Raw genomic sequence first — 24,642 nt, forward strand, 5'->3', positions numbered from 1 at the left:
CCTCGTTCGGGCGGCTCGGCGGCGCGCACCACCATACTGGGCACCACGGACGCGTACTTGACGGCTGCCGGATCGGCCCGTCGGCGAGGAGCGCGGGGCGGGTCCGCGCGCCTCGGACCGGTCAGGCAGAAATCGTCACGTCACTTGGCAAGTCGGACTGGGGAACCGTCCGGTTGCGGCAGTTTCGGGAGCGTGGCACACATCACAGCTACGGCCATCCCGCCCAGCAGGAAGGCGTAGGAGCCCAGTCCGGCGCCGAGGAGGAAGTCGCCCTCCGGCCGGCTGTCGGTCATCAGCAGCACCGCGGCGAGCCAGCCCGCGCCGGGGGCCGCCCCGCCGAGCCGGGTGCGGGCGGCGGTGAGCCCGCCGTAGCAGAGGCCCGCGAGGGCGAGCAGGGCGAGCGTCAACCCGCCGGGGAACCAGCCCGCTTGCACCAGGCCGCCGGCGATGCCCACCAGGGCGCCGAGGACGGCCAGGGCGGCGTACAGGGCGAGGCGGCCGACGGCGAGCGGCGCCGCCATGCCCGTCACGCGTCCACCCCGGCGAACAGGTCGTCCTCGCGGGGCGCGGCGGCGCGGCCGCGGACGAGCTTGTAGTACTCGTCCGGGAAGAGGGGCTGGCCCAGGTCGTTGGAGAGCGCGAAGAAGGGGCCGTCGACGGCGATCTGGGTGGCGTGGGCGCGCATCGCGGCGGCCTTCGCACCGGCGTACGCGGCACCGGCGATCACGGCCGTCACCTCCTCGTCGGGGACGACGCCGGGCACGTCGGAGGCGGTGGCGATGCCGGGGAAGGGGTCGCCGACGCCGCGCTCGCGCAACTGCGCGAAGCCCGCCTCCACCACGGAGAGCGGCACACAGTTCCAGTAGACCTTGGCGATCTCGTGGGGCTCGCCCAGGTCGCGGCGGAAGGCCGGCTCGCCCGCCAGGTCCGCGGCGCGCGTCGCGACCCGGTGCGCCTGGATGTGGTCGGGGTGGCCGTAGCCGCCCTCGGGGTCGTAGGTGACCAGGACCTGCGGCCGGACCTCGCGAATCACCTCTACGAGGGATGCGGCGGCCTCGTCCACGTCCGCCCGCCAGAAGGATCCGGGGCGGTCGTTCTGCGAGCCGCCCATCATGCCCGAGTCGCGGTAGCGCCCGGCGCCGCCGAGGAAGCGGTGGTCGGTGACGCCCAGCTCCCTCATCGCGGCGGCCAGTTCACCGACGCGGTACGGGCCGAGGGTGTCGTCCCGGTCGGCGGTGAGGTGCGCCAGACCGGCCGGGATCACCTCGCCCTCTTCACCGAGGGTGCAGGTCACGAGGGTGACATGGGCCCCTTCGGCGGCGTATTTGGCCATGGTCGCGCCGTTGTTGATCGATTCGTCGTCCGGGTGCGCGTGCACCAGGAGCAGTCGGCGGCCGGGCAGGGCGGAACGGTCGGTCATGGGGACAGCCTACGAGCACACCGGGCGGCGCGCGGAGCCACCGGGCGCCGCCCGGCCGGTCCGCCGTGCGGACCCCGCCGGGGCCCGCGCGGCGGACCGTCAGAACTTGATGTTGCTGATCATCCCGGTCACGCTCGACGTGAGGCTGTGCAGCGTCGGAGCGATCGACGAGCTTGAGAGATAGAAGCCCAGCAACACACAGACCGCGGCGTGGCCCGCCTTCAGTCCGGACTTCCGGACCAGCAGGAAGACGATGATCGCCAGCAGCACCACCGCCGAAATCGAGAGTGCCACAGCGGTTCACCTCCAGGAACGCGCGGTCGGACGGACAACGAACGAGCGGCACACCGGATGCCGCTCGGGACTTACTCACCTATGCGTCAGTGATCATAACTTTCCGCTGCCCGGACATCACTCGGTGCACAGGAGCAAATCCGGGGCGCACGGCGACTTCTCGCCGCCCCGCAATAGGCTCCACGCATGACCGGACAGCTCTCGTTCCCTCGGCAGCAAGCCCGTACACAACGTTTCTCCCTCGGCGCGCCGCGCGCGTTCACGGTGTCGCCGGACGGCGCGCGTGTCGCGTTCCTGCGCTCCCGCTCGGGCACCGACCGGGCGGGGGTGCTGTGGGTCCTCGACCTCGACGACGGGCGGGAGCGCCCCGCGGCCGATCCCGCCCTGCTCCTGGGCGGCGCCGACGAGGAGCTGTCCGCCGAGGAGCGGGCCCGCCGCGAACGCAGCCGCGAAGGCTCGGCCGGCATCGTGGGGTACGCCGTGGACAGCGCCGTGGAGTGGGCGGCGTTCGCCCTGTCCGGGCGGCTGTTCGTGGCCGAGCTGCGCGGCGGCACCGCCCGTGAACTGGTCGTCCCCGGCCCGGTGGTCGACCCGCGGCCCTCGCCCGACGGCCGCCGGGTGGCCTATGTGACGCGCGGCGCGCTGCGCGTGGTCGAGGCGGACGGCGGCGGCGACCGGGCCCTGGCCGAGCCGGAGGGCGCCACCGTCACCTGGGGCCTGGCGGAGTTCGCCGCCGCCGAGGAGATGGGCCGCTCGCGGGGCTTCTGGTGGGCGCCGGACGGGGAGTCGCTGCTGGTGGCGCGGGCGGACGAGGCGCCGGTGAGCAGCTGGTGGATCGCCGATCCCGCGCATCCGGACCGGGCGCCCGCCCAGGTCCGCTACCCGGCGGCGGGCACCGCCAACGCGGAGGTGTCGCTGGCCCTGCTGGGCCTGGACGGCAGCCGTAAGGACGTCGAGTGGGACCGTGAGCGCTATCCGTACCTGGCGCGCGTGCACTGGTCGGCGGCCGGTCCGCCGCTGCTGCTGGCCCAGTCACGCGACCAGCGCAGCCAGGTGTACCTCACCGTGGACACCGCGACGGGCGGCACGCGCGTGCTGCGCGTGGAGGAGGACGCAAAGTGGCTGGATCTTTTCCCCGGGGCGCCCGTGTGGAACCCGGACGGGCGACTCGTACGCATCGCCGACGAGGGTGACGCGCGGGTCCTGATGGTGGACGACCGGGCGTCGACGGGGCCGCGGTTGCATGTGCGGGCGGTGCTGGACGCCGGGGCGGAGGACGTGCTGGTATCGGCGTCCGCCGGCCCGGAGGCGGCGGATCCGGAGACCGGCGAGACCCATGTCTACCGCGTCGGCGAGCGGGGCGTGGAGCGGCTCTCCGAGGGGCCGGGTTGGCACTCGGCGGTGCGCTGCGGGACGGTGACCGTGCTGGTCTCCACCTCACCGGAGCGCAGCGGAGCCCTCGTTCGGGTCCTGCGCGACGGCGTACGGGCGGCCACGATTCCCTCGTACGCGCAGGAGCCCGTGTTGACCGCCCGCGCGCGCCTGACGGAGGCGGGCGCGCGCCGCATCCCGTGCGCCGTGCTGCTGCCGACGGGTTACCGGGAGGGCGACGGGCCGCTGCCGGTGCTGATGGACCCCTACGGCGGGCCGCACGGGCCGCGGGTGGTCGCCGCGCAGAACGCCCATCTGACCTCGCAGTGGTTCGCCGACCAGGGGTTCGCGGTGGTCGTGGCCGACGGGCGCGGCACGCCGCACCGCTCGCCGGGCTGGGAGAAGGCCGTCCGGGACGACTTCGCGGGCGTCACCCTGGACGACCAGGTCGAGGCCGTGCGGGCGCTGGCCGAGGACTTCCCGCTGGACCTCGGCCGGGTGGCGATCCGCGGCTGGTCGTACGGCGGCTATCTCGCGGCGCTGGCGGTGCTGCGCCGCCCGGACGTCTTCCACGCGGGGATCGCGGGCGCGCCGGTCACGGACTGGCGGCTGTACGACACGCACTACACGGAGCGCTATCTGGGCCACCCGGAGCGGCAGCCGGCGGTGTACGCGCGCAATTCCCTGGTCACCGACGAGGGGCTGTCCGGGGCGGCGGCGGAGCACCGGCCGCTGATGGTGATCCACGGGCTGGCGGACGACAACGTGGTCGCGGCGCACACGCTGCGGCTGTCCTCGGCGCTGCTCGCGGACGGCCGGCCGCACGAGGTGCTGCCGCTGTCGGGGGTGACGCACATGACCCCGCAGGAGCAGGTCGCGGAGAACGTACTGCTGCTCCAAGTCGATTTCCTCAAGCGGTCACTGGGGCTGTCCTGACCGCTTGAGGAGTGAGGTGCGCGGCGTGCCGGGCAGGCTCTCTGTCAAGCACGCCGCGTCGTCGATCTGCACAACCTTCGCTCAAGAAGGCGAGGGGGGCCGCCTCTTCCGCGCAGCCCTCTTGACTGGGCCGTGAATCCATTGCGAAAGTCCGCTCAACCCATCGCGTGACCGGCGTCCGCGAGCGGTCGACAAGACGACAGTGCGGGGGATTTACGCGATGACGAGTACTTCCCGGTTAGCTGTGACGCAAACAGAGCTGGCAGGCCGTTCACCCGGACAGCTGATGTGGCGGCGCTTCAAACGTGACCGTTCCGGGGTAGTTTCCGCATACATCGTGGCGTTCTTCTTTCTCGTCGCCGTGACGGCACCGCTTCTGTCGAAGGTCTACGGGAAGAATCCGACCGAGACCTACGGGCTGGACGAGACGGGTCTGCTCAATGAGTTCGGTTACCCGGTGGCGCCGAACGGCGGGATTTCCGGGCGTTTCTGGTTCGGCGTCGAGCCCACCCTGGGCCGGGACGTCCTGACCCAGCTGGTCTACGGAATCCGTACCTCCCTGCTCATCGCGACCGCCGCGACCGTCCTGTGCGTACTGACCGGCGTCCTGGTCGGCGTGACGGCCGGCTACATCGGCGGCCGCACCGATTATCTGCTCGGCAGGTTCATCGACCTGCTGCTGGCCTTCCCCTCCCAGCTGTCGTTCATCGCCTTCACACCGGTGGTCTATTCGCTCTTCGTCAGCCCGGGGAAGGAGACCCCGACCTCGCTGCGGGTGCTCACCCTGATCCTGGTGCTCTGGGTGCTGGGCTGGATGGGGATGGCCCGGCTGCTGCGCGGCCAGGTGCTGAGCCTGCGGGAGCGGGAGTTCGTCGAGGCCGCGAAGGTCACCGGGGCGTCACCCTGGCGGATCATCCGCAAGGAGCTGCTGCCCAACCTCTGGACGCCGATCCTGGTGCAGTCGACGCTGATGCTGCCGTCGGTCGTGACCATCGAGGCGGGCCTGTCCTTCATCGGCGTCGGCATCCTGGAGCCCACCCCCGACTGGGGGCGGATGTTCGCCAACGGCGCCCATTACTACGAGAGCGACATCACCTACATCTTCTTCCCCGGCCTCGCGATGATCATTTTCGTGGTCGCCTTCAACCTGCTCGGGGACTCCGTCCGGGACGCCTTCGACCCCCGGACCACCCGCTGAGAACGGCGCACGGCCGACAGAGCAGAACCGGACACCGACGACAGGCAGGTGCATCGACCCATGACGACGGCACTGAGGCACAGACGGCGGCGCTCCGCGACCGTGGCACTGGCCTGCTGGGGCGCGGCCGGGGCCCTGGTCCTCTCCGCGTGCAGCAGTGGCGGCGGGGGCGGCGGCGGGGGTGGTGGCAAGAGCGAGGGGCCGGGCGAGGACAAGACGAAGTCCTCCAACTACTCCCTGGGCACCAAGGAGGACTCCGCCGGCCCCGCGCCCGAGGTCCCGGGCGCGAAGAAGGGCGGCACCGTCGGCGTCCTCCAGCGCGACGCCTTCAACCACCTGGACCCCGGCCAGATCTACTTCGCCGACGTCCTCGCCGCGCAGATGCTCTACAACCGCTCGCTCACCTCCTACAAGGTGGACGACCAGGGCCGGGTGAAGGTCGTCGGCGACCTGGCCACGGACACCGGCACCGCCTCCGACGGCGGCCGCACCTGGAAGTTCACCCTCAAGGACGGGCTGAAGTTCGAGGACGGCTCGCCGATCACCGCCCAGGACGTCCGGTGGGGGATCGAGCGGCTCTACGCCTCCTTCGAGTCCGACGGGCCGCTCTACATCCCGCAGTGGCTCTCGGGCGAGGGCAGCGCCTTCCGCAAGGCGCTGCCGGACGGCCCGTACGAGGGCAAGCACCTGCCGTCGTCCGTACTGGACACCCCGGACGACAAGACGATCGTCTTCCACTTCCTTCAGCCGCACGCCGATACCCCCTTCGCCACCGCCATGCCCAACATCGGCGCGGTCAAGGCGGCCAAGGACACCAAGCAGAAGTACGACAACGCCCCCTTCGCCTCCGGCCCGTACAAGGTCGGCGACTACAAGGTCGGCAAATCGCTGACGCTGGTGCGCAACGAGCACTGGGACCCGAAGACGGACCCCATCCGCCATCAGTACGCCGACAGGTTCGAGATCAGCTTCGGCCACCAGTACGCGGACTCCACCCGCCGCTACCTCGCCGACCAGGGAAGCGACAAGAACGCCCTGTCGTTCTCCAACGCCGTCGCGCCGGAGATGACCGAGAGGGTGCTGAAGCAGGCGGACACCAAGTCCCGCCGCTTCGTCGAGGTCCAGCCGTACGTCGACTACATGAGCATCAACGTCGACCGGGTGAAGGACGTACGGGTCCGCAAGGCCATCGCCTACGCCATGCCGAACGGGCAGATCCTCCAGCAGAACGGCGGCACGACCGCCGGGCTGCTCGCCACCAACTACCTCTCGCCCGCCATGGACGGCTACCAGGCCACCGACCCGCTGGGGAAGAAGGCCAAGCCCTCCGGCGACCCCGAGAAGGCCAGAGCGCTGCTGAAGGAGGCCGGCAAGGAGGACATGGAGCTCGTCTACGCCTACGCCAACACCGACGTCCAGCAGAAGGTGTCCGTGGTGATCGCCCAGGCCCTGGAGCGGGCGGGCTTCAAGGTGCAGAAGAAGGAGGTCGACGCCAACATCTGGCGGACCGCGGTCGCCGAGGTGAAGAACCAGTTCGACGTCTACCGCAACGCCTGGGGCGCGGACTGGCCCGTCTCCTCGACGGTCGTCCCGCTGCTGTTCGACGGCCGGCAGATCGCCGACGGCAGCCAGAACTACAGCCACCTGAACAACCCGGCGGTCAACTCCGAGGTGGACCGGATCAACAAGATCCCGGATGTGAAGCAGGCCGGGCCCGAGTGGCAGAAGCTCGCCGACAAGATCCTCACCGAGGACATGCCCGCGGTGCCGGTCTTCTACAACCGGCAGTTCTCCCTGTGGGGTTCGAACCTCGGAGGCGTGCGGTACCAGCCCGTCTACGGCACCGTCGACGCGACCGGCGTGTATGTGAAGTAGCCCCGGCGCCGGCCGGGTCCCGACACCCCTGCCCCGGTCCCCGGCCGGCCGCCCCGTCCCGACGGAAGTCCGCGGAGCCATGCTGAGATTCCTCGCCCGCCGCGTCCTCGGCGCACTCGTCATCATCGTGCTGATCAGCGCGATCACCTTCTTCCTGTTCTTCGCGCTGCCCTCCGAGCCGGCCCTGATGTCCTGCGGCAAGAACTGCACGCCGGACGCCCTCGCGCTCATCGACAAGAACCTGGGCCTGGACCAGCCGGTGCCCGTCCAGTACTGGCACTACATGGCCGGCATCTTCGTGGGGCGCGACTTCAGCGTCGGCCACTGCCCGGCCCCCTGCTTCGGCTACTCCTTCTCCAACCAGCAGCCGGTCTGGGGCACCATCGTCGACCGCTTCCCGACCACGCTGTCCATCACGGTCGGCGGCGCCGTGGTCTTCCTCGTCGTCGGCGTCGGCATCGGGATGCTCGCCGCCGCCTTCCGGGGCACCTGGGTCGACAAGTTCTTCAGCTCCCTGTCGCTGATCGGCAACTCCCTCCAGATCTACTTCGTCGGCGTCATCGCCCTGGCCGTCCTCGTCAGCGGACTGCACTGGATGGACAACCCCGCCTACTACCCGATCACCGAGAACCCCGGGAAGTGGTTCACGGGGATGCTCATCCCCTGGCTGGTGCTCTCCATCATCTTCATCGCCAACTACAGCCGGATGACGCGCTCCCAGATGATCGAGCAGCTGAGCGAGGACCATGTGCGCACCGCGCGCGCCAAGGGCCTGAGCCGCCGGACCGTCTTCTTCCGCTATGCCTGGAGGGGGGCGCTCGCACCCATCGTCACCATCTTCGGCATCGACCTCGGCTCGCTCTTCGGCGGCGCGATCATCACCGAGTTCACCTTCAGCCTGCACGGGCTCGGCCGGCTGGCCGTCTCCTCGGTCAGCGAGACCGATCTGCCCACCCTGATGGCCGTGATGCTCGTCGGCTGCACGGCGATCGTCATCGCCAACATCGTCGTCGACGCCGCCTACGCCTTCATCGACCCGCGCGTGCGCCTCGCCTGACCGCCAGGAGAACCACTGCCGTGACCGCGACCCCACCCGACACGACCGCCCCTCCCCGTACGCCCTTTCTGTCCGTACGGGACCTGTACGTGCGCTTCTCCACCGAGGACGGCATCGTGAAGGCCGTCGACGGGCTCTCCTTCGACCTGGAACGCGGACGGGCCCTCGGCATCGTCGGCGAGTCGGGCTCGGGCAAGTCCGTCACCAACCTCGCCGTCCTCGGCCTGCACGAGCCGCGCGGCACCGAGATCAGGGGCGAGATCACGCTGGACGGACAGCGGCTGACCGGCGCCCCCGAAGCCACGCTGGAGAAGCTGCGCGGCGACAAGATGGCGATGATCTTCCAGGACTCGCTCACCGCGCTCTCCCCCTACTACACGGTGGGCCGGCAGATCGCCGAGCCCTACCGCAAGCACACCGGGGCCTCCCGGCACGACGCCCGCCGGCGGGCGGTCGAGATGCTGGACAAGGTCGGCATCCCCAACGCCGCGCGCCGCGTGGACGACTACCCGCACCAGTTCTCCGGCGGCATGCGCCAGCGCGCGATGATCGCCATGGCGCTGGTCTGCGACCCCGAACTGCTGATCGCCGACGAGCCGACGACCGCGCTGGACGTCACCGTCCAGGCCCAGATCCTCGACCTGCTGGCGGACCTCCAGCGGCAGACCGGTTCGGCCATCGTCCTCGTCACCCACGACCTGGGCGTCGTCGCCCACACGGTGGACGACCTGCTGGTGATGTACGCGGGCCGGGCCGTCGAGCGCGGCCCGGTCCGCGAGGTGCTGAGCGCGCCGGGCCACCCGTACACCTGGGGCCTGCTGGGCTCCATGCCCCGGCTGACCTCGGACGTCAGGGAGCCCCTGGTGCCCATCCCCGGCACCCCGCCCAGCCTGCTGGCGCCCCCGCCCGGCTGCCCTTTCCACCCGCGCTGCGGCTATGTCGCCGAGGTGGGCGGCGACCGGTGCCGGACGGAGCGCCCGGAGCTGCCGGCGGGCCGCGGCGCCGCCTGCCACCTCACCCCCGAGCAGCGGCGGACGGCCCTCGCCGCGCGGCTCACGCCCCGGCCGGGCCGAGGGGGCACCCGATGACCGAGCTCCTCGTCGCCGAGGGACTGACCAAACACTTCCCGATCATGGGCGGCTTCCCGGTCAAGCGGAGGGTCGGAGCGGTCCAGGCCGTGGACGGGATCGACCTGACCGTGCGCGCGGGCGAGACCTTCGGGCTGGTCGGCGAGTCCGGCTGCGGCAAGTCCACGACCGGGCGGCTGCTCACCCGGCTCCTGGAGCCGACCGCCGGCCGGATCACCTATCAGGGGCAGGACATCACCCACGCCCGGCGCCGGGAGCTCGCCCCGGTCCGCCGCGACATCCAGATGATCTTCCAGGACCCGTACTCCTCGCTCAACCCCCGGCAGACCGTGGGGAAGATCGTCTCGGGGCCGATGGAGATCCACGGCGTCGAACCGCCGGGCGGCCGGGAGGCCCGGGTCCGCGAGCTCCTCGACATCGTGGGCCTCAACCCCGAGCACTACAACCGCTTCCCGCACGAGTTCTCCGGCGGCCAGCGGCAGCGGGTCGGGGTGGCCCGCGCGCTGGCCCTCGACCCGAAGATCGTCGTGGCGGACGAGCCGGTGTCCGCGCTCGACGTCTCCATCCAGGCCCAGGTGGTCAACCTGCTCCAGCGGCTCCAGCGGGACCTCGGCATCGCCTTCCTGTTCATCGCCCACGACCTGGCCGTCGTACGGCACTTCTCGCAGCGGGTGGCGGTGATGTACCTGGGGAAGATCGTCGAGGTGGGCGAACGGGAGGACATCTACGAGCGGCCCCGGCACCCGTACACCCACGCGCTGCTGTCGGCGGTACCGGAGGCGTCCGACCTCATGGGGGCGCCGGAGGGGGCGCGGCGGGAGCGGATCCGGCTGGCCGGGGACGTGCCCTCGCCGATCCTGCCGCCGTCGGGGTGCCGGTTCCGGACGCGGTGCTGGAAGGCGCGGGAGCTCTGTGCGGCGTCCGTGCCGGAGCTGGTGCGGGCCGAGGGGAGCGGGGCGGGGCATCTGTCGGCGTGCCACTTCCCTGAGCCGGTGCCGGTTCTTTCCCCAGCCCCGCCCCTTCCCGGAACCGGGGGCTGACGCCCCCGGGCCCCCCCTTCCGCGCTCCGCGCGGTGTCCTCAAACGCCGGACGGGCTGAATTTCCGCCCGGTCCTCGACGACACCGCGGCCGAGGCCCGGAACTCATTCCTCCTCCGGCGGGACCACCGCCCTCTCCTCCGCGAAGTGGCACGCCGACGGGTGTGCCGCCGGGCGTGCCCCCTCCTTGAACCACTCCGGTACCTCCAGCTCCGGGACCACCAGCGCGCACTTCTCCTGCGCCTTCCAGCAGCGTGTCCGGAAGCGGCAGCCGGACGGCGGGTCGGCCGGGGAGGGGACGTCGCCCGCCAGCAGGATGCGCTCGCGCCGCTCGCGCGCGCCGGGGTCCGGGACGGGGACCGCCGAGAGCAGGGCCTGGGTGTAGGGATGCGTCGGGTGCTCGTAGATCTGGCGGTCGGTGCCCAGCTCGGCGAGCCGGCCGAGGTACATCACGGCGACCCGGTCCGAGATGTGCCGTACGACGGAGAGGTCGTGCGCGATGAAGACGTAGCTCAGGTCGAACTCGTTCTGGAGCCGCTCCAGGAGGTTGACGACCTGCGCCTGCACGGAGACGTCCAGCGCCGAGACCGGCTCGTCCGCGACGATCACCTCGGGGCGCAGCGCCAGGCCGCGCGCGATGCCGATGCGTTGCCGCTGGCCGCCGGAGAACTGGTGCGGGTAGCGGTTGATGTATTCGGGGTTGAGGCCGACGACGTCGAGGAGTTCGCGGACCTTCTGCCGCCGGCTGCCCCTGGGCGCGACCTCGGGGTGGATCTCGTAGGGCTCGCCGATGATGTCGCCGACGGTCATCCGGGGGTTGAGCGAGGTGTACGGGTCCTGGAAGACCATCTGGATGTTGCGGCGCACGGCCTTCAGCGCCCGCCCGGACAGCCGGGTGATGTCCTCGCCCCGGTAGCGGATCTGCCCGGAGGTCGGGCGTTCCAGGTTGACGAGCAGCTTGGCGACCGTGGACTTGCCGCAGCCGGACTCGCCGACGATGCCGAGGGTCTCGCCGCGCCGCAGGTCGAAGGAGACGCCGTCGACCGCCTGGACCGCGCCGATCTGCTTCTTGAAGAGGATCCCCCGTGTCAGCGGGTAGTGCTTGACGAGGTCCCGCACCTCCAGAATCGCCTCGCCGTCAGCGCTCATCGAGGGTTTCCTTCCAGAAGTGGCAGGCGCTGGCGCGGCCGTGGGACACGGCGAAGAGCGGCGGCCGGTCGGTGCGGCAGATGTCCTGTGCCCGGGGGCAGCGCGGGCTGAAGGGGCAGCCGGGCGGGATGGCCGTCAGATCGGGCGGCAGGCCCTTGATGGCGTAGAGCTGCCGGCCCTTCTGGTCCAGGCGGGGGATGGAGTCGAGGAGGCCGCGGGTGTACGGGTGCGCGGGCGCGGCGTAGAGGTCGTGGACGGGGGCGGTCTCGACGATCCGGCCCGCGTACATCACGGCGATCTTGTCGGCGACGTCCGCGACGACGCCCAGGTCATGGGTGATCAGGATGAGGCCCATGTTGTACTCGCGCTGGAGCTCGGCCAGCAGGTCCATCACCTGGGCCTGCACGGTCACATCCAGTGCGGTGGTCGGCTCGTCCGCGATGACGAGGTCGGGTTCCAGGGCCAGCGCCATCGCGATCATGATGCGCTGGCGCATACCGCCCGAGAACTGGTGCGGGTAGTCGCCCACCCGGTCCTTGGCGGCCGGGATGCGCACCCGGTCCATCAGCTGGACCGCCTTGGCCCGGGAGTCCTTGCGGGTCATCCCCTCGTGGACCTCGAACATCTCGGCGAGCTGGGCGCCGACGCTCATCACGGGGTTGAGCGCGGACAGCGCGTCCTGGAAGACCATCGACATCTTGGCGCCGCGGATCCTGCGCCGGGTCTCGGCGCCCATGGTCAGCAGGTCCTCGCCGCGGAAGAGGACCTCGCCGCCGGTGATCCGGCCCGGTGGCGAGTCGAGGATGCCCATGATCGCCTGCGCGGTCACCGACTTGCCGGAGCCGGACTCGCCGAGCACGGCCAGGGTCTCCCCCGGGTCGACGCAGTAGTTGACGCCGTTGACGGCCTTGGCGACGCCGTCCCGGGTGTGGAACTCCACCTGGAGGTCGCGTACGTCCAGCAGGGTCACCGGCTGGTCTCTCTGGTGCTCCATCGCCCGCTCCTCAGCGCAGCTTGGGGTCGAGGGCGTCGCGCACCGCGTCGCCGAGCATGATGAACGCCAGCACCGTGATGCTCAGTGCCCCCGCGGGCCACAGGAGCATGTGCGGGGCGTTGCGGATCTGGACGGAGGCGTTGGAGATGTCGATGCCCCAGGAGACGGTGGGCGGTTTGAGGCCCACGCCCACGAAGGACAGCGTCGCCTCCAGGGCGATGTAGGTGCCCAGGGCGATGGTGGCCACGACGATCACGGGGGCCACCGCGTTGGGCGCGATGTGCCGGAGCAGCATTCGCCGGTTGCCCGCGCCGAGCGCCCGCGCGGCCTGGACGTAGTCGTTCTGCTTGGCGGTGACGACGGAGCCGCGGGCGATGCGGGAGATCTGCGGCCAGCCGAGCAGCACGATGAAGCCGACGACGGGCCAGACCGAGCCGCTGGTGACGACGGAGAGGAAGACCAGTCCGCCGAGGATGATGGGGATGCCGAAGAAGATGTCGGCGATCCGCGAGAGCAGCGCGTCCCACCAGCCGCCGAAGAACCCGGCCAGCCCGCCGAGGACGCTGCCGAGCAGGGTGGCCCCGGCGGTCGCGCAGATACCGACGGCGATGGAGGCCCGCGCCCCGTGCACCGTACGGGTGTAGACGTCGCAGCCCTGGGTGTCGAAGCCGAAGGGGTGGCCGGGCTGGGAGCCCTCCTGGGCCTTGGCCAGGTCGCACTGGAGGGGGTTCCCGCTCGCGATCAGTCCGGGCCGGATCGCGATCAGCACCAGGAAGACGATGACCAGCGCGGAGATCAGGAAGACCGGGTTGCGCCGCAGGTCGTGCCAGGCGTCGGACCAGAGGCTGCGGGACTTGGCGCTGCCGGGGCCGCCGGGCAGCGGCCCCTCGCCCAGGCTGCGGGCGTCCCCGGTGGCCAGGGTCATCGCGCCGCCGTCGCCGGGCGTGATGGCGTCCATCGCGGGCTGCGGGTCCACAGCGCGGGGTTCCGGGTAGGGCTCGGGCTCAGGCATAGCGGATCCTCGGGTCGAGCACGGCGTAGAGGAGGTCGACGAGCAGGTTCGCCAGCAGGAAGACGATGACGAGGATGGTCACGAAGCCGACGACGGTGGGTGAGTTCTGCCGCAGGATGCCCTGGTAGAGCTGGTATCCGACGCCATGGATGTTGAAGATCCGCTCGGTGACGATGGCGCCGCCCATCAGCGCGCCGACGTCGGTGCCGATGAAGGTGACGACGGGGATCAGGGAGTTGCGCAGCAGGTGCCGGGTGACGAGCCGGTGGCGGGGCAGCCCCTTGGCGACGGCCGTGCGGATGTAGTCGGCGCGGGAGTTCTCCGCGATGGTGGTGCGGGTGAGCCGGGTGACGTAGGCGAGCGAGGTCAGGGCGAGGACGACGCCCGGCAGGATCAGCTCGCCGAAGGGCGCGTAGGGCGAGACGGCGGGGGTGACGACGCCCCATTTCACGCCGATGAGGAACTGGAGCACATAGCCGCTGACGAAGGTCGGGATGGAGACCACGATCAGGGTGATCAGCAGGACGGAGGTGTCCAGCGAGCGCCCGCGCCGCAGCCCGCTGAGGACGCCGAGGACGATGCCCACGACGATCTCGAAGAGGAGGGCGACGATCGTGAGGCGCAGGGTGACCGGGAAGGCGCTCGCCATCAGCTCGGTGACCTTCTGGCCGTTGAAGGCGGTGCCGAAGTCACCGGTGAGGATCTGCCCCATGTAGTGCAGGTACTGCTTCCACAGGGGCTCGTCGAGGTAGAGGTCCTTGCGGATCCGCGCGGCGGTCGCGGGGTCGGGCGCCTTGTCGCCGAAGAGCGCGGCGACGGGGTCGCCCAGGGCGTAGACCATGAAGAAGATCAGGAAGGTGCTGCCGATGAACACCGGGATCATCTGGAGCAGCCGCCGGATCACATACCGTCCCATGGGGGCTCCGGGGTTCGCGGGGGTCTCGGGAGGGAAGCGGCGGGGGTCCGCTCCCCGGTCCGCCTGCGGGTCAGCCGATCTTGATCTGCTCGTAGACCGGGACGCTGAAGGGGTTGAGCGTGACGTCGGAGATCCGGCTGGAGTAGCCGGCGCTGCCGTTCTGGTACCAGAGCGGGATGGCGGGCATCTGCTGGGCGAGGATCCGCTCCGCCTCCTGGAACTTCGCGTTCGCCTTGTCCTGCGAGCTCTCGGCGTTGGCCTCGTCGACCAGCTTGTCGAACTGCGGGTCGCTGAACTTCCCGTAGTTGGAGGAGGCGTCGGTGTAGTAGAGGGGCTGGAGGAAGTTCTGGATCAGCGGATAGTCCATCTGCCAGCCGGAGCGGAAGGGGCCGGTCAGCCGCTGTTCGGTCTGCTGGTTGCGGAAGTCCGCGAAAGTGCCGATGGGGTTGACGGTGCAGGCCCGGTCCTTGCCGAGGGCGTTGTTGATGCTGTTGCAGACGGCGTCCATCCACACCCGGTGGGAGCCGGTGTCGACGTTGGAGGTGAGGGTGACCCTGCCGCCGGGCAGCCCGCCGCCCTCCTCGATCAGGCTCTTCGCGCCGGCGACGTCGTACCGGCAGGCGCCGCCGCACAGGCCGCCCTTGTAGCCGCCCTGGTCACCGAGGGCCGGTGAGGTCCAGTCCGTGGCGGGGGTCCGGGTCTTCCGGTAGATCTGGTCGGTGATCTGGTCGCGGTTGATGGCCATGGACAGGCCCCTGCGGACCTTCTCCATCCCGCTCGCGGACCAGCGCTCGTCGTACATCGGGAAGGCCAGGGTCTGGATGATGCCGGCCGGCTGGTTGATGTAGCGGTCGCCGAGGTCCTTGCGGACGTTCTTCAGCTGGGCGCTCGGGATGTCGTCGACCAGGTCGAGGTTGCCGGCCTGGAGGTCGGTGTACGCGGTGTTGTTGTCGGTGTAGACGCGCAGCTCCACGCCGTCGTTGCGGGCCTTGTCCTCGCCGGGGTAGCCGTCCCACCGGCGCAGCCGCATCGCCGAGCCCCGGTGGTAGGAGTCGATGCCGTACGGGCCGTTGCCGACGGGTTTCTTCAGCCAGGCCGCGTGGTCGTCGAAGAAGGCCCTGGGGAGCGGGGAGTAGGCGGTGTAGCCGAGGGTGTCGGGCCAGGTGGAGAACTTGGTGCGGAGCCGGGCGGTGAAGGTGCGGTCGTCCTTGACGGCGAGGCCGGAGAGGGTCCTGGCGGTGGGCTCGCCGCTGTCGGGGTGGACCTTGTCGTAGCCGTCGAGGTATTCGAAGAAGGAGGCGTTCTTCTGTTTGTTGTCGGCGAGGGCGGCGTAGTTCCAGGCGTCGACGAAGGACCGGGAAGTGATCTTCTCGCCGTTGCTGAAGGTCCAGCCGTCCTTCAGGGTGATGGTGAAGTTCTGCTGGTCGGTGGTGTCGATCTTCTCGGCGAGCATGTTCTCGGCGGCGCCGGTCCTGGGGTCGTAGCGCTTGAGCCCCCGGAAGATCATGTACAGCACCTTGCCGCCCTGGACCTCATTGGTGTTGGCGGGCTCCAGCTGGTTCTGCGGGTCGCTCCAGGAGGCGCGCACCAGCCCGGGCTCGTCGTGGCCGCCGCTGCCGCAGCCCGCCGCGGTCGCGGCCAGGGCGCCGGACAGCACGCAGGCGGCCCACCTGGCCCGCACGGCTCCGCGCATGAGGTGCCTCCTCAAGGTCCCAAGTCCCACTTAGGCCCAAATAACACCCCATTCGGTGACACTCTGCATCTTTATGGCCGCTGTTTGCGCATGGTCGGAGACAGAAACCGCCCGGATGCCTGAGCGTGCGGGAGCACCGGCGCCGCGCCCGGAACGCCGAAGAGGCGCCCGGACCCGACGGCCCGGACACCCCTTCGTGTTCGTACGCGCGTACGTTCGCACGCGCGCGGCACCTCATGCCGCGTGGACGACGTCCCGCTCCTCGGCGAAGTGGCACGCCGACTCGTGCGCCGCGAGCGTCTTCTTGCCCGCGAAGACCTCGGGCACCGCGAGCAGCGGCACCTCCTCGGCGCACTTGTCCTGCGCCTTCCAGCAGCGCGTACGGAAACGGCAGCCGGACGGCGGGTTGGCCGGGGAGGGCACGTCACCGGTGAGGATGATGCGGTCGCGGCCCTCGCGGGCGGCCGGGTCGGGGACCGGGACGGCCGACAGCAGCGCCTGGGTGTAGGGGTGCGTCGGGTGGTCGTAGATCTCCGAGTCCGTGCCGATCTCGGCCATCTTGCCCAGGTACATCACGCCGACCCGGTCGGAGATATGCCGGACGATGGACAGGTCGTGCGCGATGAAGACGTAGGAGAGCTCGAACTCGTCCTGGAGCTTCCCCATCAGGTTGATGACCTGCGCCTGCACCGAGACGTCCAGCGCCGAGACGGGCTCGTCGCAGATGATGACCTCGGGGTTGAGCGCCAGGCCGCGGGCGATGCCGATGCGCTGCCGCTGGCCGCCGGAGAACTGGTGCGGGTAGCGGTTGATGTACTCCGGGTTGAGGCCGACGACGTCCAGCAACTCCTGGACGCGCTTGCGCCGGTCGCCCTTGGGCGCCACCTCGGGGTGGATGTCGAAGGGCTCGCCGATGATGTCACCGACGGTCATCCGGGGGTTGAGCGAGGTGTACGGGTCCTGGAAGACCATCTGGATGTTGCGGCGCACGGCCTTCAGCGCGCGCCCCGACAGCCGGGTGATGTCCTGGCCCTTGTAGAAGACCTCGCCCGACGTCGCCGTCTCCAGGGTCATCAGCAGCTTGGCGACCGTGGACTTGCCACAGCCGGACTCGCCGACGATGCCGAGGGTCTCGCCCTTGTAGAGGTCGAAGGAGATGCCGTCGACGGCCTTGACCGCGCCGATCTGCTTCTTGAAGAGGATCCCCTGCGTCAGCGGGAAGTGCTTGACGAGGTTGCGGACCTGGAGGATCGGCTCACCGCGGTCGACGGGGGCGTCGAGCACGGCCTCGACCTCGGCGGTCGTCTCGGCCGTCGACGGGACCACGTCGGAGACCTCGTGGTTCTCGGCGGTCTCAGCCATGGATCGTCTCCTTCCAGAAGTGGCAGGCGCTCCCGCGTCCGGTGAGCTCCGAACCGTCCGCCTCGGTGACCGGCGCCAGGGCCGGCGTTTCGGTGCGGCAGATGTCCTGTGCCTTGGGGCAGCGCGGGTTGAAGGCGCAGCCCGTCGGGATGTTCAGCAGGTTGGGCGGCAGACCCTTGATCGCGTAGAGCTCCTGGCCCTTCTGGTCCAGGCGCGGGATCGAGTCCAGCAGACCGCGGGTGTACGGGTGGGCGGGCCGCTTGTACAGCTCGCCCACCGGGGCGGTCTCGACGATCCGGCCCGCGTACATCACGGCGATCTTGTCGGCGACGTCCGCGACGACACCCAGGTCATGGGTGATCAGGATGAGGCCCATGTTGTACTCGCGCTGGAGCTCCGCCAGCAGGTCCATCACCTGGGCCTGCACCGTCACGTCCAGCGCGGTGGTCGGCTCGTCCGCGATGATCAGGTCGGGTTCCAGGGCCAGCGCCATCGCGATCATGATGCGCTGGCGCATACCGCCCGAGAACTGGTGCGGGTAGTCGTTCACCCGCTCCTTGGCGGCCGGGATGCGCACCCGGTCCATCAGCTCGACGGCCTTGGCCCGGGCCTCCTTCTTGGAGAGGCCCTGGTGGACGCGGAACATCTCGCCCAGCTGGTAGCCCACGCTGAGCACGGGGTTCAGCGAGGACAGCGCGTCCTGGAAGATCATGGCGATCTTGCTGCCACGGAGCTTCCGGCGCTCCTCGGCGGACATCTTCAGCATGTCCTGGCCGCGGAAGAGGATCTCGCCCTGCGGGATCTTCCCGGGCGGCATGTCGAGGATGCCCATGATCGCCTGCGCGGTCACGGACTTGCCGGAGCCGGACTCGCCGAGCACGGCGAGGGTCTCGCCGGCGTTCACCGAGTAGTTGACGCCGTTGACGGCCTTGGCGACGCCGTCCCGGGTGTGGAACTCCACGTGCAGGTCACGGACTTCCAGCAGCGGGGTGCCGCCGTCGTCCGTCGCCCGGGGTTCGGGGACGTTCGCGGTCTTCTCCATGGTGGTCACGTACGCCTCCCTCAGCGCAGCTTGGGGTCGAGGGCGTCGCGCACCGCGTCGCCGAGCAGGATGAACGCGAGCACCGTGAGGCTCAGGAAGCTGGCCGGGACCAGCAGGACGTGGGGAGCGTCACGCAGCTGCGACTGGGCGGCGGAGATGTCCACGCCCCAGGAGACCACGGGGTCCTGGAGGCCGATGCCGAGGTACGACAGGGTCGCCTCGGTGGAGATGTAGCCGCCGAGCGCGATGGTGGCGACGACGATCACCGGGCCGATGACGTTCGGGAGGATGTGCCGGAGGAGGATCCGGCCGGTGCCGGCGCCCAGCGCCCGCGCCGCCGTCACGAAGTCCGCCTGCTTCTGCGTGATGACCGCACCGCGCATGACGCGCGCGATCTGCATCCAGCCGAAGGTGGCCAGACCGAGCGACACCGTCCACGCGGTGCGGTGCGTGAACGCCTGCAGCAGGGTCAGCGCGCCGAGCAGCAGCGGGATGCCGAAGAAGATGTCGGTCAGGCGCGACAGCAGGGCGTCGACCCAGCCGCCGAAGTAGCCGGCGAGCATACCGACGAAGCCGCCGACGACGGTGACCGCGAGGGTCACACAGACACCGACGATGATCGACGCGCGGGCGCCGTGGACGGTACGCGCGTAGACGCTCTGGCCCTGCCCGTTGTAACCGAACCAGTCGCCCTCGAAGATGTGGGACCAGTTCGGCGGGGCGAGGTAGTGACCGCGCAGGTCGGCCTGGCGGGGGTCCACGTCGGTGAAGAGCGACGGGAAGGCCGCCATCACGATGAAGAGGATCAGCAGCACGCCGGAGGCCCAGAACAGCCAGCTGCCCCGCAGCTCCCGCCAGGCGTCCTGGCCGAGGCTGCGCGGCTTGCCGGCGCCGGACTTGAGGGCCGTGGACACCGCCTCGGGGGTGGTGGTCTCGTGAGGAAGCGTCTTCTCAGGCATAGCGGATCCTCGGGTCCAGGACGGCGTACAGCAGGTCGACGAGGAGGCTGGTCAGGAGGTAGACGAGCACCAGCACGGTCACGATGCCGACCACGGTGGGGCCTTCGCTGGTCTGGATGGCCTTGAAGAGCGTGAAGCCCACACCCTGGATGTTGAAGATGCCCTCGGTGACGATGGCGCCGCCCATGAGCAGACCGAGGTCGGTGCCGAGGAACGTGACGACAGGAATGAGGGAGTTGCGCATCAGGTGCACCCCGACCACGCGCTTCCGCGGCAGGCCCTTCGCCACGGCGGTGCGGATGTAGTCGGCGCGGAGGTTCTCCCCCACGGTGGTGCGCGTCAGCCGGATCACGTACGCCAGCGAGAGCGCGGCCAGCACGATGGCCGGGATCATCAGCTGCCCGAGGTTCTCGGAGTCCTGGACCGTCGGGGTGATGACCTTCCACTTCAGCCCCAGCAGGAACTGCGTGACATAGCCGATGACGAACACCGGGACCGAGATCACGAGCAGGGTGAGCACCAGGACGAACTGGTCCAGGAACTTCCCGCGCCGCATGCCCGTCAGGACGCCGAGGGCGATGCCCACGATCACCTCGAAGCCGAAGGCGAGGAGCGCCAGGCGAATGGTCACCGGGAACGCCTCGGACATCAGGTCGGCGACGGGCCGGCCGGTGAAGCTCTGCCCGAAGTCACCCTGGAACAGCCCGGAGATGTAGTTCCAGTACTGCTCGAGCAAGGACTTGTCGAGGCCGTACTCGTGGCGCAGTCTCGCGACCGTCGCCGGGTCGGCCGCCTTGGGGCCGAAGAGCGATTTGATGGGGTCGCCCGGCAGCGAATACACCATCAGAAAGATAAGCAAAGTGGTCCCGATGAACACCGGGATCATCTGGAGCAGTCGCCTCGCGACAAAGCGCCCCATGGTTCCTCCTGTCGCCGACGGGCCCGGAGGCCGCCCCCAGGTCCTCGTGGGGGAGAGCGGCCGCCGGGCCTACGTCACTGCAAGCCTGTCCCGGTTACTTCTTGACCTCGACGTCGGTCCAGATCGCCTGGCGGAAGGAGTCGAACTTCACGTTCTGCACCTTCTTGGAGTAGCCGGCGAGCGTGTGGTCGAAGAAGAGCGGGATGGAGGGCATCTGCTCCTGGATGATCTTCTTCTCGGCCTCGGCGTAGAGCTTGTTCGACTCCTCGATGGTCTTCGAGGCGTCGGCCTTGTCCATCAGCTCGTCGACGGCCTTGTCGCTGAACTCCATGTCGTTCGCACCGGCCTTGGTCCGGTACTGCGCGGAGATGAAGTTCTGGATGTTCGGGAAGTCCTGCACCCAGGCCATACGGAAGGCGCTCTTCATGCGGCGCTCCGTGATGTCGGCACGCGCCTGCTGGAAGGTCGGCTTCGGGTCGGTGACGCACTCGACGCCGCCGTTCTGGCGGATGTCGTTGCAGACCGCGTCGGCCCACTCCTTGTTGGCGCCGTCGGCGTTGTAGGTGAGGGTGATCTTGTTGCCGGGGACCCCGCCGCCGGCCTTGATCAGCTCCTTGGCCTTGGCCGGGTCGAACTTGCAGAACTCACCGCAGGCGCCGCCCTGGTAGCCCTCGACGACCTTCGGGGTGTACCCGTCGGCCGCGTCCTTGCTGCCCTTGAGCGCGGTCTTGGCGATGGTCTCGCGGTCGATCGCCATGGAGAGGCCCTGACGGACCTTCACCTTCTCCGGCTTGGCCCACTCGGCCTCGTACAGCGGGAACGAGATGTTGGTGTTGCCACCGAACATCTGGCTGATGGCACGCTTGCCGAGGTCGTTCTGGTACTGGCCCGCCATGGAGTTGGGGACCTGGTACATGATGTCGAGCTTGTCGGAGACGAGGTCGTTGTAGGCCGCGTCGTCCTTGTTGTAGAACTTGAAGACGACGCCGCCGTTCTTCGGCTTGTCGTCGCCCTTGTAGTCGGCGAACTTCTTGGTCTTGAACTCGACCTTGTGCTGCCAGTCGCCGTCCTGCTGGTACGGGCCGTTGCCGATCGGGTGCTCGCCGAACGCCTTGGTGTCCTTGTAGAACGCCTTGGGCAGCGGGGAGAACACATCGTAGAAGAGCTGCTCCTTGAAGGTGGAGACCGGCTTCTTCAGCTCGATGGTGAACTCGAGGTCGCTGGTGACCTTCAGGCCCTCCAGCTTCTCGGCCTTCGGGTCACCCTCGGCCGGGTGGACCTCGTCGTAGCCCTTGATGGGCTCGAACCAGGAGGCGTTCAGCTGCTTGTTCTTGGCGTTGGCCGCCCAGTTCCAGGCGTCCACGAAGGAGGAGGCGGTCTGGGCCTCGCCGTTGTGGAACTTCCAGCCCGGCTTCAGCTTGACCTTGAAGGTCTGGTTGTCCGTGGTGTCGATGCTCTCGGCAGCCACCAGGCGCAGCTTGGACTTCTCGTCGAAGTCGACAAGGCCGCGGAAGAGGTTCTTGACGATGTAACCGCCGCCGACCTCATTGGTGTTGCTCGGGATGATCGGGTTCTGCGGTTCCACGTTGTAGTACGTGTAGGTGCCGTCGGGATTGACAGCCGCGTTGTCATCACTGTCGTTTCCACCGCCACCACAGGCCGTAGCAGTCAACGCAACGGCTATCGCACCTGCGACCCAGGTAGCGCTCTTGGCACCGCGCATGGGTATGCCCTCCTCAGGAGTCCACTATCACTACAAGAGAGGCGCCGGCCCCACGCTGACACCCCTGACAGCGGAGACGGAACCGGCACCTCGAGTGTGCTCGTGAGTCGGCGCTCCCCACAGCGCGTGACCCGTTGACCCGAGCTCAGTGAACCCAACTATTAAGTACGTCCGCCTTGTAAACCACACTTAAAGGGTCTCGCTTTGGTCACATCGACCGCCGATACCTGTCCGAAATCCGGACAAAGGGAGTGCAGACAGACACCCGCGAAACGGACTGTTAACACAACAACAGACGCCCTCTGTCCGGTATACGGACAGAGGGCGACGAAAACTGACGGATAATCCGTTGACGGGACCGAAACACGGCCGCATCGCAGAGCATGCCAGAGGCCCGGAGCCCACCGCTACGGAAGCGGGGATTCCGGGCCTCTTCGGCTATACGGAGCGCACTCCCCCAGGAGTGCGCTCGCGGCTTAGCGCTTGGCGCGGGAAGCCGTGCGGCCGCGCTCCTTCTGGTCCAGGACGACCTTGCGGATGCGGACGGCCTCCGGGGTCACCTCGACGCACTCGTCGTCGCGGCAGAACTCCAGGGACTGCTCCAGCGACAGCTTGCGCGGCGGGACGATCGCCTCGAAGGAGTCGGCGGAGGAGGAGCGCATGTTGGTGAGCTTCTTCTCCTTGGTGATGTTGACGTCCATGTCGTCGGCGCGCGAGTTCTCGCCGACGATCATGCCCTCGTACACCTCGGTGCCCGGGTCGGTGAAGAGCACGCCGCGCTCCTGGAGGTTCGTCATCGCGAAGGCGGTGACGGCACCGGCGCGGTCGGCGACCAGGGAGCCGTTGTTACGGGTCTTCAGCTCGCCGAACCACGGCTCGTGGCCCTCGTGGATGGAGTGGGCGATACCGGTGCCGCGGGTGTTCGTCAGGAACTCCGTACGGAAGCCGATCAGGCCGCGGGACGGGACGACGAACTCCATGCGGACCCAGCCGGAGCCGTGGTTGGACATGTTGTCCATCCGGCCCTTGCGGGTGCCCATGAGCTGCGTGACCGCGCCCATGTGCTCCTCGGGCACGTCCACCGTGAGGCGCTCGACCGGCTCGTGCGTCTTGCCGTCGACCTGCTTGGTGACGACCTGCGGCTTGCCGATGGTCATCTCGAAGCCCTCGCGGCGCATCTGCTCGACCAGGATGGCCAGCGCCAGCTCACCGCGGCCCTGCACCTCCCAGGCGTCGGGGCGCTCGGTGTCCAGGACGCGCAGCGAGACGTTACCGACCAGCTCGCGGTCCAGACGGTCCTTGACCTGGCGGGCGGTGACCTTGCGGTCCTTGACGGCGGACTTGGCGTCCGCGCCCTTGCCCGTGCCGCCCCGGCCGACCAGCGGCGAGGTGTTGGTGCCGATGGTCATGGAGATCGCCGGCTCGTCGACCGTGATCAGCGGCAGCGCGACCGGGTTCTCCGGGTCGGCCAGGGTCTCACCGATCATGATGTCGGGGATACCGGCGACGGCGCAGATGTCACCCGGGCCGGCCACCTCGGCGGGCTTGCGGGTGAGGGCCTCGGTCATCATCAGCTCGGTGATGCGGACGTTGGAGACGGTGCCGTCACGCTTGATCCACGCGACCGTCTGGCCCTTGCGCAGCTCGCCCTGCTCGACGCGGAGCAGCGCGATGCGGCCGAGGAAGTTGTCGGCGTCGAGGTTGGTGACGTGGGCCTGGAGCGGCGCGTCGTCCTCGAACGTCGGGGCCGGGACGTGCTCCAGGATGGTGGAGAAGAACGGCTCCAGGTTGGTGCTGTCCGCAGGGACGGTGCCGTCCTCCGGCTTGGTCAGCGAGGCGATGCCGTCACGGCCGCAGGCGTAGACGATCGGGAACTCGATCTGGTCCTCGTCCGCGTCCAGGTCCAGGAAGAGGTCGTACGTCTCGTTGACGACCTCGTCGATGCGGGAGTCCGGGCGGTCCGTCTTGTTGATGCACAGGATGACCGGCTTCCGCTGCTGGAGCGCCTTGCGGAGCACGAAGCGGGTCTGCGGCAGCGGGCCCTCGGAGGCGTCGACGAGCAGCACGACCGCGTCCACCATCGACAGACCGCGCTCGACCTCGCCACCGAAGTCGGCGTGGCCGGGGGTGTCGATGATGTTGATCGTGATCGGGTCCCCGCCGTCCTTGGGGTGATACTTCACCGCCGTGTTCTTGGCGAGGATCGTGATGCCCTTCTCACGCTCCAGGTCGTTCGAGTCCATGACGCGGTCGTCGACGGACTCGAGCTGGTGCGCGGCGAAGGCGCCGGCCTGCTTGAGCATGGCGTCGACGATGGTCGTCTTGCCGTGGTCGACGTGGGCGACGATGGCGACGTTTCGAATGTCGTGGCGCGTGGGCACTTGCGGCGCTTCTCCCGGAATCGTGGGTGGCGACGCGTACGGTCCGGTACGCGCGCCTGCCGGGCAGGACACGCCACGGCCTATCCACTCCATGGTACGGGGCCTCGCCGACTTCGGCCGCCCCAGGCTGCTGGCGCAGCCTCTGACCTGCGATTTCTTCCGTAAATGAGGGTTCCCCTCAGTCCGGAATTACCGACTCCGGAGCAGGCCCCCGC

The 24,642-nt window shown here is 69.4% G+C and carries 20 protein-coding genes; 6 read left to right on the forward strand and 14 right to left on the reverse strand.

Annotation, left to right across the window (positions count from 1 at the left end):
• Positions 1-140: 140 nt before the first annotated feature.
• The 3 genes from AF335_RS25900 to AF335_RS25910 all read right to left on the reverse strand — a co-directional run bounded on the left by AF335_RS25900 (position 141) and on the right by AF335_RS25910 (position 1,714).
• Positions 141-521, reverse strand: coding sequence for a DUF6113 family protein (locus tag AF335_RS25900; RefSeq protein WP_102920925.1), 381 nt, complete (start codon positions 519-521; stop codon positions 141-143).
• Between the two features lie 5 nt (positions 522-526).
• Complete coding sequence (gene mshB / locus AF335_RS25905; protein WP_102920805.1) at positions 527-1,420, reverse strand: N-acetyl-1-D-myo-inositol-2-amino-2-deoxy-alpha-D-glucopyranoside deacetylase; 894 nt, start codon at positions 1,418-1,420, stop codon at positions 527-529.
• A 99-nt stretch (positions 1,421-1,519) separates the two neighbouring features.
• A complete protein-coding gene (locus tag AF335_RS25910; RefSeq protein WP_102920806.1) occupies positions 1,520-1,714 on the reverse strand; it encodes a hypothetical protein in 195 nt (64 codons plus the stop codon).
• A gap of 186 nt (positions 1,715-1,900) precedes the next feature.
• On the opposite strand from AF335_RS25910, the gene AF335_RS25915 reads away from it, so the two are divergent.
• The 6 genes from AF335_RS25915 (at position 1,901) to AF335_RS25940 (ending at position 10,279) form a co-directional block, all read left to right on the forward strand.
• Positions 1,901-4,021 carry a prolyl oligopeptidase family serine peptidase gene (locus tag AF335_RS25915; protein WP_102920807.1) on the forward strand — a complete coding sequence of 707 codons (2,121 nt, stop codon included), beginning with the start codon at positions 1,901-1,903 and terminating at the stop codon, positions 4,019-4,021.
• A gap of 220 nt (positions 4,022-4,241) precedes the next feature.
• Positions 4,242-5,219 carry an ABC transporter permease gene (locus AF335_RS25920; protein WP_102920808.1) on the forward strand — a complete coding sequence of 326 codons (978 nt, stop codon included), beginning with the start codon at positions 4,242-4,244 and terminating at the stop codon, positions 5,217-5,219.
• A gap of 60 nt (positions 5,220-5,279) precedes the next feature.
• Positions 5,280-7,094 (forward strand): ABC transporter substrate-binding protein, encoded by a 1,815-nt coding sequence (locus AF335_RS25925; protein ID WP_102920809.1) that lies wholly within the window; start codon positions 5,280-5,282, stop codon positions 7,092-7,094.
• 79 nt (positions 7,095-7,173) lie between these two features.
• On the forward strand, positions 7,174-8,151 hold the full coding sequence (locus tag AF335_RS25930) for an ABC transporter permease (protein ID WP_102920810.1): 978 nt from the start codon (positions 7,174-7,176) through the stop codon (positions 8,149-8,151).
• A 20-nt stretch (positions 8,152-8,171) separates the two neighbouring features.
• Positions 8,172-9,239 (forward strand): ABC transporter ATP-binding protein, encoded by a 1,068-nt coding sequence (locus tag AF335_RS25935; RefSeq protein WP_102920811.1) that lies wholly within the window; start codon positions 8,172-8,174, stop codon positions 9,237-9,239.
• Positions 9,236-10,279: an ABC transporter ATP-binding protein gene (locus AF335_RS25940; protein WP_102920812.1), complete on the forward strand. Its 1,044-nt coding sequence runs from the start codon at positions 9,236-9,238 to the stop codon at positions 10,277-10,279. The genes AF335_RS25935 and AF335_RS25940 overlap by 4 nt, the downstream gene beginning before the upstream one ends.
• Before the next feature lie 103 nt (positions 10,280-10,382).
• Here AF335_RS25940 and AF335_RS25945 read toward each other — a convergent pair whose 3' ends face one another.
• The 11 genes from AF335_RS25945 to typA form a co-directional block, all read right to left on the reverse strand.
• Positions 10,383-11,426: an ABC transporter ATP-binding protein gene (locus tag AF335_RS25945; protein ID WP_102920813.1), complete on the reverse strand. Its 1,044-nt coding sequence runs from the start codon at positions 11,424-11,426 to the stop codon at positions 10,383-10,385.
• Positions 11,416-12,420, reverse strand: coding sequence for an ABC transporter ATP-binding protein (locus AF335_RS25950; protein ID WP_102920814.1), 1,005 nt, complete (start codon positions 12,418-12,420; stop codon positions 11,416-11,418). Before AF335_RS25950 ends, AF335_RS25945 begins: the two co-directional genes overlap by 11 nt.
• Positions 12,421-12,430: 10 nt before the next feature.
• Entirely contained in the window at positions 12,431-13,432 is a 1,002-nt protein-coding gene (locus AF335_RS25955) for an ABC transporter permease (RefSeq protein ID WP_102920815.1), read from the reverse strand.
• The gene (locus tag AF335_RS25960; RefSeq protein ID WP_102920816.1) at positions 13,425-14,348 is read right to left on the reverse strand and encodes an ABC transporter permease; all 924 of its coding nucleotides are present in this window, start codon (positions 14,346-14,348) and stop codon (positions 13,425-13,427) included. The genes AF335_RS25955 and AF335_RS25960 overlap by 8 nt, the downstream gene beginning before the upstream one ends.
• A gap of 70 nt (positions 14,349-14,418) precedes the next feature.
• Positions 14,419-16,041 carry a peptide ABC transporter substrate-binding protein gene (locus AF335_RS25965; protein ID WP_102920817.1) on the reverse strand — a complete coding sequence of 541 codons (1,623 nt, stop codon included), beginning with the start codon at positions 16,039-16,041 and terminating at the stop codon, positions 14,419-14,421.
• Positions 16,042-16,275: 234 nt separating this feature from the next.
• Positions 16,276-17,403 (reverse strand): ABC transporter ATP-binding protein, encoded by a 1,128-nt coding sequence (locus AF335_RS25970; protein WP_102920818.1) that lies wholly within the window; start codon positions 17,401-17,403, stop codon positions 16,276-16,278.
• A complete protein-coding gene (locus tag AF335_RS25975) occupies positions 17,396-18,454 on the reverse strand; it encodes an ABC transporter ATP-binding protein (protein WP_102920819.1) in 1,059 nt (352 codons plus the stop codon). Before AF335_RS25975 ends, AF335_RS25970 begins: the two co-directional genes overlap by 8 nt.
• 11 nt (positions 18,455-18,465) lie before the next feature.
• A complete protein-coding gene (locus AF335_RS25980) occupies positions 18,466-19,404 on the reverse strand; it encodes an ABC transporter permease (protein WP_102920820.1) in 939 nt (312 codons plus the stop codon).
• Positions 19,397-20,323, reverse strand: coding sequence for an ABC transporter permease (locus AF335_RS25985; protein WP_102920821.1), 927 nt, complete (start codon positions 20,321-20,323; stop codon positions 19,397-19,399). Before AF335_RS25985 ends, AF335_RS25980 begins: the two co-directional genes overlap by 8 nt.
• Before the next feature lie 94 nt (positions 20,324-20,417).
• The gene (locus AF335_RS25990) at positions 20,418-22,046 is read right to left on the reverse strand and encodes a peptide ABC transporter substrate-binding protein (RefSeq protein WP_102920822.1); all 1,629 of its coding nucleotides are present in this window, start codon (positions 22,044-22,046) and stop codon (positions 20,418-20,420) included.
• A 476-nt stretch (positions 22,047-22,522) separates the two neighbouring features.
• The gene (gene typA / locus AF335_RS25995) at positions 22,523-24,427 is read right to left on the reverse strand and encodes a translational GTPase TypA (RefSeq protein WP_102920823.1); all 1,905 of its coding nucleotides are present in this window, start codon (positions 24,425-24,427) and stop codon (positions 22,523-22,525) included.
• Positions 24,428-24,642: the final 215 nt, after the last annotated feature.

The sequence above is a fragment of the Streptomyces eurocidicus genome, from assembly GCF_002891295.1.
Taxonomy (GTDB): domain Bacteria; phylum Actinomycetota; class Actinomycetes; order Streptomycetales; family Streptomycetaceae; genus Streptomyces; species Streptomyces eurocidicus.